We start from the raw sequence: 6298 nt of genomic DNA, 5'->3' as shown, positions 1-6298 counted from the left end.
ATTTAATCTATTAATATCCTAATTCGTGTGATTCGCATTAATTCGCACCCCAAGAGTACTTCTTCGGATAAATTACCTCAGGGCGTTGCTAAATTAATTTAAGTTCTTTTTCATGTTCTATATATCTAAACAAATATTCTTTCAGGTTTAAAGATATCTTTCTGATGATAGGCATAAACACCTATAAACTCACCCTTAGAATTATAGACTCTAAATTTATCTCCAACTGCTACTTTATAATTTAAATCCGTTACTAAGTAGTCCCACTCTATAGATACACCATTACTGATAGGTTTATCAAATTCAGATTTAACTTGAATCGCTCTTAAATGTTCTAAAGCTTTATCTAATGGTTCAAGAACTTCACCAATTCTATTCTTTGAAACCAAAAATTCAAGTTCTTCTAAGGTCACTGCTTTATCTAGAGAAAATTCTCCTACTTTAGTTCTAACTAAAAAGGACATATAAGCACCCACTTCTAACCTTTTACCGATATCAGCACATAATGTTCTAATGTAAGTCCCTTTAGAACATTCCACATCTATAGTTAATTTCTTACCATCAAATTCCACCATCTCTAAATCATAAATAGTGATTCTTCTAGGCTTTCGTTCAACTTTTTTTCCCTGCCGTGCTAATTCATAGAGCCTCTTTCCTTTATACCTGATAGCTGAATACATTGGAGGAATCTGCTCCATCTCCCCCTTGAACTCTTCTAAAACCCCTCTGACTTCTTCTTCACTAATGCTAAAGTCTTCAACACGATTAGTAACTTCACCAAAAGCATCAAGGGTAGTAGTTTCAGTACCAAATTCCATCTCTGCTCGATAATCTTTGTGAGTTTCTGTTAAAAAGGGAACGACTTTAGTAGCTCGTCCTATACAAATTGTTAAGACTCCTGCCGCACCAGGATCTAAAGTACCAGCATGACCAATCTTTTTTATCCCAAATAGTTTTCTACAACAGAAGATAACATCAAAAGATGTCATCCCTGGAGGTTTTAAGATATTAATAATTCCCTTCATACTAGTTCACCTTACTTAGTTCTTTTTTGATTATGGAAATTACTTCCTCTTCTGCTTTAGTTAAATTATCATTAATAGTACAACCTGCTGCCTTTTGATGACCTCCACCACCAAAGTGATGGGCTATCTTGTCAACAGAGAAATAATAATTAGACCTTAAACTAACTCTAATAGTCTTATCTTCAACCTCTTTAAATAAAACTCCTACCTCCACACCAGCTAAGCTCCTTGGATAATCTACAAGACCATCAGCATCCTCTAAAGTAGCTCCTGTATCCTTTAATAAATCTTGACTTACCTTTACCCAAGCTACTTTACCTAAATCATCAACCTCAAGGTTTTCTAATACTTTACCTTTTAATTTTAAACTTGCCTGGGAATATGTATCAAAAACCTCTTTACAGATCTTAGCTGTGTTGACATTATAGGTCAATAATTCTGACATAATCTGATGAGTCTGAGCTGTTGTATTAGAATAACGAAAAGAACCAGTGTCGGTAATTAACCCTGTAGCTATAGCAGTAGCAATATCCTTATCTATCTTTACCTCTTCAATTTGTGATACTAATTGATAGACTAGCTCTGCTGTAGCTGCAACATCACCCAATAGATTATAATCACCAAAGCAAGGATTATCACCATGATGATCAATATTAATAACCGCCTTATCATCAAGTAACTGCTCAACTCTACCAATACGTTTGAAATCACTACAATCTAATATAAAACATAAATCAAACTCGGCCTTCATATCATTTTCATAAGAATTGATTTTATCGATAGCAGGTAGAAAGGAAAAGGAGCTTGGCAAAGTATCATCTATTATCACTACTGCTTTTTTACCTATCTGTTCTAAAGCTAACTTTAATGCAATAACTGAACCCAAGTTATCACCATCTGGACTGACATGACTTGTAATTAGAAATTTGTTATTCTTTCTAATTAAGTTAATAATCTCATCGATCTTATTCTTCAAGCTGATCGTTCCCATCTTTTTTATCCTTATTTATATCTTCTAAAATCTTAAAGACTCTAGTTCCTGTCTCAATTGTAGTATCATATCTAAAGATAACTTCAGGAATATGGCGTAATCTAATTCGCTTACCTAACTCTTTACGAACAAATCCTGTAGTGGCTTCTAAACCTGCCATAGTCTCCTCTTTATCTCCATTTAAGATACTTACAAAGATCTTAGCATGCCTTAAATCTCCAGATACCTCGACATCAGTTACAGTAACAAACCCTATACGCGGGTCTTTGATATCTTTTTGTAATAAATCACTTACTTCTTTTTTAATTAATTCTGCAAGACGCTCTGGACGATGACCAGACATATCTATCAACTCCTATCAAATAGTGACTGGTGACAAGTGACTAATAATTTATCTTTACTAGTTATTATATATATGGCACTAAAGATTTAATATTTTGATTAGCTGCGGGTTTTAACCCGTAGGTTCTATAAAACACCACAGGTTGAAACCTGTGGCTAATAATTCTTTTTCACCATCTATATAGTTGCTCATCTCTTGTCACTGCCCTTATAATGTTCTTTTTACTTCTTCAAAGTCATAAATCTCCATAATGTCGCCTTCTTTAAGGTCATTATACCCTTCAATACCGATTCCACATTCATATCCTTCAGCTACTTCCTTAACATCATCTTGGAACCTTTTTAGTGATCCAATCTCACCTTCGTGAATAATAGTTCCATCCCTAAGTAACCTTACCTTTGCATTTCTGTTAACAGTACCATTAGTTACATAAGCACCAGCAATAGTTCCAATTTTAGGTACTTTAAAGGTCTGTCTTACCTCTACTTGACCTAATACTATCTCTTTATAATCTGGATCCAATAATCCTTCCATAGCACTCTTAACATCATCAATTGCCTTATAGATAACTCTATAAGTTCTAACATCTACATTTTCTTTCTCAGCAACCTTACGTGCATTTACTCCAGGGCGAACATTAAATCCGATGATGATTGCATTAGAAGCAGCTGCTAACATAACATCAGTTTCTGTAATACCTCCAACACCACCATGAAGCATCTTTACTTCAACTTCGTCAGTACTTAATTTTTGTAGAGATTGTCTAACTGCTTCTACAGAACCTTGTACATCAGCCTTAACAACGATATTTAACTCTTTAACTTCTCCTTGCTGAATTTGACTAAATAAGTCTTCTAAATTAACCGTTGTATTTCTAGATAATTCATCTTCTCTTCTCTTATTCTGTCTTTTTTGAGCAATATCCCTTGCACTTTGATCATCTGCTACTACTTCTAACAGATCTCCCGCATTAGGTACATCCGATAGTCCTAGTACCTCTACTGGTGTAGCAGGTCCTGCTTCTTCAACTCTCTCACCTTGATCATTAATCATAGCTCTAACTCTACCAGATGCCAAGCCTGCAACAATAGCATCTCCAACTTTTAAGGTACCATTCTTAATTAAGATAGTGGCTACTGGACCACGACCTCTATCCAACTCAGCTTCAACAATAATACCGTTAGCAGGTCTAGTTGGATTAGCCTTTAATTCTTCCATCTCAGCTGTTAATAGGATCATCTCTAATAAATCATCTAAATTTTCCCCTTTAAGTGCAGAGACTGGAACACAGACTGTATCTCCACCCCAATCCTCAGGGATTAGACCATGATTCATTAATTCCTGCTTAACTCTATCTGGTTGTGCATTTGGACGATCCATCTTATTAATAGCTACTATAATTGGAACTCCAGCCGACTTGGCATGATTAATAGCCTCAATAGTCTGTGGCATAATTCCATCATCTGCAGCAACCACTAAAATAGCTATATCAGTTGCTTGTGCTCCACGAGCTCTCATAGAAGTAAAAGCTTCATGACCTGGTGTATCTAAAAATGTAATCTTCTGTCCATTTACTTTTACTTGATAAGCACCAATATGCTGAGTAATCCCACCAGCTTCACTTGCAGTTACCTCAGTTTTTCGAATAGCATCTAATAAAGTTGTCTTACCATGGTCAACATGACCCATTACAGTGATAACAGGAGGTCTTGATTTTAAATCCTTTTGCTTATCTTCTATATCATTGACTAAGCCAAAAAGATTATCCTCTTCTTCCTCTTGCTCCTCTTCGACCACATAACCATACTCTGCTGCTACTACTTCCAGTTGATCTGAAGTCAATTCTTGGTTGATAGTAGCCATAATTCCTAAACCGATTAAGTTAGCCATTAAAGTACTTGGATCAACATCTATCTCTTCTGATAGCTCCTTTACAGTCATAGATCCTTCTACTTTAAGCACCTTGCTATCATCAACTTCTTCTGAACTTTCATCTTCACCTAAAACCATATCCATTATTAATTCTGCAGTCTCTTCTGTTATCGTACTCATATGACTTGTCACATCAACGCCCAAATCCTGTAACATCTTAATCAATTCCTTATTTGACAGTTCCAATTGTTCAGCTAATTTATAAATTCTAATACCCATTATCCGGACACCTCCACTATTAAATTCTTAAAACAGCAAACTTCATATTAATCACTAACTAATAGTTTAATAATAATTATGAAATTTTCTGTCTTCTTACCTTAAACTTTTTTTAAACACACTATCTATTTATGAAAGTTGTGATTCACTTTTAATATCTATCTTCCAACCAGTTAACTTAGCAGCTAACCTAGCATTCTGTCCTTCTTTACCAATTGCTAGTGACAATTGATAGTCTGGTACAACAACCTTTGCTACATTAACTTCTTCATTAACTTCTACTTTTAAAACTTCTGCTGGACTTAATGCATTAGCTATAAATTTCTTAGGCTCCTCATTCCATTGTACAATATCTACCTTCTCCCCACTTAATTCATCTACAATAGCTCTAACTCTTGAACCGTTAGGACCTACACAAGCTCCAACTGGATCTACATCCTCTTGAGTAGAATGTACAGCTATCTTAGAACGATGCCCTGCCTCTCTGGCTACTGATTTAATTTCAACAACACCATCATGTATCTCAGGAACTTCTAACTCAAATAATCTCTTTAATAAACCAGGATGGGTTCTAGAAACTAAGATATTAGGACCTTTTGAAGTCTGATTTACTTCAACAATATATACTTTGATTCTATCACCTTGGTGATATCTTTCATTTTGAATCTGTTCAGTTGGAATCAAAACTGCTTCAGTTTTACCTAAATCGATAATAACATTATTTTTATGCTGTCGTTGAACAAGCCCAGTTAAGATATCCCCTTCTCGATTTACAAACTCTTCAAAGATAATATCACGTTCAGCTTCACGAATCCTTTGAATAACCACCTGTTTAGCCGTTTGAGCAGCTATTCTACCAAAGTTACCTGGAGTAACCTCAATTTCAATTTGATCACCTATGGAATAATTAGGGTTCTTTTTAATTGCATCCTCTAATAAGATCTCTTGTTCAGGATTTAAAACTTCCTCTACAACAATCTTTTTAGAGTAAACATTTACTTCTCCAGTACTTTGGTCAATCTCAACATCAACATTACCAGTAGCACCAAAGTCACGTTTATAAGCTGATTTTAAAGCTGCTTCAATTGCATCTAATAAAGTAAGTTTAGGAATACCCTTATCCTTTTCAATATCTTCTAATGCCTGAATTAACTCAATATTCATTTTAAAATTCCTCCTTAATAATACCTAAAACTCAATCGCTAATCTAGTCTGAGCAATCTTATCTCTTGGAATTATAACCTCTTGATCATCTATCTTTATCTTAACCTCATCATCCTCTAAACCTAATAATTCTCCTGTCAACTTCTTTTCACCATTAATTGGAGCATATGTAGATACATCTATTAACTTACCTGTAAATCTCTTGAAATCTCTTTCAGTCTTTAAAGGTCGGTCAATCCCTGGGGATGAAACTTCTAATAGGTAAGAATTTTCAATTGGATCATTAGCATCTAGTGTATCACTTAAACTTCTGCTTATTGCCTGACAATCATCTAAGGATACTCCACCTTCTTTGTCTATAAAGACTCTCAAAATCCAATTTTCTCCTTCTTTCTTATATTCTACATCTACTAATTCCAATTCTCTTTCTTCTACAAGAGGCTCAGCAACCTCTGCTATCAACTCTTCTGTCTTTTTCCCCATAAAAATCTCCTCTCTTTCTTATAATCTGCAGGTGCTTATTAATAGTACTCATCATTTGGTGATTGTAATCTATTATAAATCAAAAATAATTGTCATCAATAGACTGTATCTCTTATAATCATCCAGCTATCAGATTAAAGC

General features: G+C 34.7%; 6 protein-coding genes. All 6 read right to left on the bottom strand.

The window, feature by feature from the left end; genetic code table 11:
- Window positions 1-125: 125 nt before the first annotated feature.
- Window positions 126-1025, bottom strand: coding sequence for a tRNA pseudouridine(55) synthase TruB (truB, locus tag ACTCDL_RS01270; RefSeq protein WP_463173429.1), 900 nt, complete (start codon window positions 1023-1025; stop codon window positions 126-128).
- 1 nt (window position 1026) lies between these two features.
- Entirely contained in the window at window positions 1027-2016 is a 990-nt protein-coding gene (locus ACTCDL_RS01265; RefSeq protein WP_463173428.1) for a DHH family phosphoesterase, read from the bottom strand.
- Window positions 1991-2359 (bottom strand): 30S ribosome-binding factor RbfA, encoded by a 369-nt coding sequence (gene rbfA / locus ACTCDL_RS01260; protein WP_463173426.1) that lies wholly within the window; start codon window positions 2357-2359, stop codon window positions 1991-1993. Before rbfA ends, ACTCDL_RS01265 begins: the two co-directional genes overlap by 26 nt.
- A gap of 207 nt (window positions 2360-2566) precedes the next feature.
- Window positions 2567-4510, bottom strand: coding sequence for a translation initiation factor IF-2 (gene infB / locus ACTCDL_RS01255; RefSeq protein WP_463173425.1), 1944 nt, complete (start codon window positions 4508-4510; stop codon window positions 2567-2569).
- Window positions 4511-4639: 129 nt separating this feature from the next.
- A complete protein-coding gene (gene nusA / locus ACTCDL_RS01250) occupies window positions 4640-5674 on the bottom strand; it encodes a transcription termination factor NusA (RefSeq protein ID WP_463173423.1) in 1035 nt (344 codons plus the stop codon).
- A gap of 24 nt (window positions 5675-5698) precedes the next feature.
- A complete protein-coding gene (rimP, locus tag ACTCDL_RS01245) occupies window positions 5699-6157 on the bottom strand; it encodes a ribosome maturation factor RimP (protein ID WP_463173421.1) in 459 nt (152 codons plus the stop codon).
- Between the last annotated feature and the right edge of the window lie 141 nt (window positions 6158-6298).

Source organism: Orenia sp. (assembly GCF_055140805.1).
The sequence above is the reverse complement of the archived record's forward strand: the minus strand, read 5'-3'. Positions and strand labels throughout refer to the sequence as shown.

What these genes read in the sequence shown, in the direction of transcription:
- nusA (WP_463173423.1), bottom strand. Translation starts at nt 5,674, where the DNA reads ATGAATATTGAGTTAATTCAGGCATTAGAAGATATTGAAAAGGATAAG.
- rbfA (WP_463173426.1), bottom strand. Translation starts at nt 2,359, where the DNA reads ATGTCTGGTCATCGTCCAGAGCGTCTTGCAGAATTAATTAAAAAAGAA.
- rimP (WP_463173421.1), bottom strand. Translation starts at nt 6,157, where the DNA reads ATGGGGAAAAAGACAGAAGAGTTGATAGCAGAGGTTGCTGAGCCTCTT.
- infB (WP_463173425.1), bottom strand. Translation starts at nt 4,510, where the DNA reads ATGGGTATTAGAATTTATAAATTAGCTGAACAATTGGAACTGTCAAAT.
- ACTCDL_RS01265 (WP_463173428.1), bottom strand. Translation starts at nt 2,016, where the DNA reads ATGGGAACGATCAGCTTGAAGAATAAGATCGATGAGATTATTAACTTA.
- truB (WP_463173429.1), bottom strand. Translation starts at nt 1,025, where the DNA reads ATGAAGGGAATTATTAATATCTTAAAACCTCCAGGGATGACATCTTTT.